Genomic DNA, 1,632 nt, shown 5'->3' with positions numbered 1-1,632 from the left:
CGTCTTTGCTGTGACATCAACGATCCGCTCCTTCAACTCTTTCTTGTATTCTACTCCCCCTCTTTTTTTCTGTCCAACTTAGTGTAGACGATTCATTGGGATTTTTTCTTTATCGCGTATAGTTTGATTGCCATCATCGCTTATGTATTTATCGGAACTAAACTTGATTACAACGATAATCTCCCCGAGTTTTTACGGTCCGTTTCCATCCCCAGTATAATTGGGTTTGTCATTTGGTTCTTTTTATGCCTTTCCAGTCTTTCGAGCGGAGAAGGGGGGGCGCCTGGAACCGGAATCGGATGGATTTTCTACTTTCCGTTCATTTCGCACTCCTTATTCGTTTTTCTGTTCAAAGGCGCCATGAATGGCGGTATCTTTCTTCTCCTTCCCTTCAACTTCCTTCCCATTCTCTTGTTCATGGCCGGAAGAATGTTCAGTCTGCGATCAAGCGACGCGCCTTCTGCTCGATAGGAAAGAAACTCCCGGCAGTCCACGTTCAAGCAAAACGCGTCAGTCCTCTCCGGCATCATACCTCCCTTTCACCCCTTTTGCCGCTATCCCTTTCCATCAGTTCGTTCTATCTCCCGCCTTTCATTCTCTGCGCCTTTTGCCGTTATCCCTTTGAGTCAGTTCGCTCTGCACCCGCCCTGCCCTACTGCCTTTCCGCCCCCTTTGCCGCTATCCCCTTCCGTCAGTCCGTCTGCCCCTCACCGTTCCACTTTTCGCTCCTTTTGTCGCTATCCCTTTCGATCAGTCCGCCTGCTTCTTCCCGTTCACATTTCGCCCCCTTTGCCGCTATCCCTTTCAGTCAGTTCGCTCTGCACCCGCCCCGCCCTACCGCCTTTCCGCCCCTTTTGCCGCTATCCCTTTCGATCAGTCCGTCTCCTTCTTCCCGTTCACATTTCGCTCCTTTTGCCGATATCCCTTTAAGTCAGTTGGAAATCATGATGGGTAAAAAGAAAAATTAATTAATTAATTACAACTTTAAACAAGAACAAATGTTTGGTATAATCAAGCAGAGAACAAACGTTCGTTTAATGCGGAAGGGAGATTCGTATGAGCCTTAAAGAAGCCGCGGAGAAATTCCAAAAATTTTGTTCCGTCTATAAAGAGGAAGCGGATTGTTTCTCTGTTCTGTTCGAGATGAAGTGGCCCGACGGCTTTCGCTGTCCGCGCTGCAACCACCCGCTTTTCTATCTCATTTCCACCCGTCGGATTCCGCTCTACGAATGTCGCTCCTGCCATACGCAAACTTCCTTGATCGCCGGCACCATTATGGAGGGCAGCCGTACGCCTCTTCATCGTTGGTTCCAGGCCATATTTCTGCATGCCCAGCCCCGCTGCGTGAATGCCCGCCAGCTCTCCGAAGCGATCCATGTCACCTACAAAACAGCCTGGTTAATCTGTCACAAAATTCGCCGCGCCATGGCTGCGAGAGAATCGAATCGGCTGCTATCGGGCATTGTTCGTGTTTCGGATTCCGTCTATTGCAAACGGATGGTTCCTTCCTTCGACTGGCATCAACAAGAACAGCCTCTGCTGATCGGCGCTTCGGATGCGAGCGACGGCACTCCAGACAAAATTGTGATTAAACTGCAATCGAAAATCCCGTTAAAGGACAAGTACGACTGC

1 protein-coding gene is annotated in these 1,632 nt (G+C 49.5%); it reads left to right on the top strand.

Annotated features, from left to right (window positions below):
* Nucleotides 1-1,056: 1,056 nt before the first annotated feature.
* A partial coding sequence (locus tag B0G52_RS36870; RefSeq protein ID WP_143762694.1) for a transposase occupies nt 1,057-1,632 on the top strand: 576 nt, incomplete at its 3' end.

The sequence above is a fragment of the Cohnella sp. SGD-V74 genome (assembly GCF_003001675.1).
Taxonomy (GTDB): Bacteria; Bacillota; Bacilli; order Paenibacillales; family Paenibacillaceae; genus Cohnella.
The sequence above is the reverse complement of the archived record's forward strand: the minus strand, read 5'-3'. Positions and strand labels throughout refer to the sequence as shown.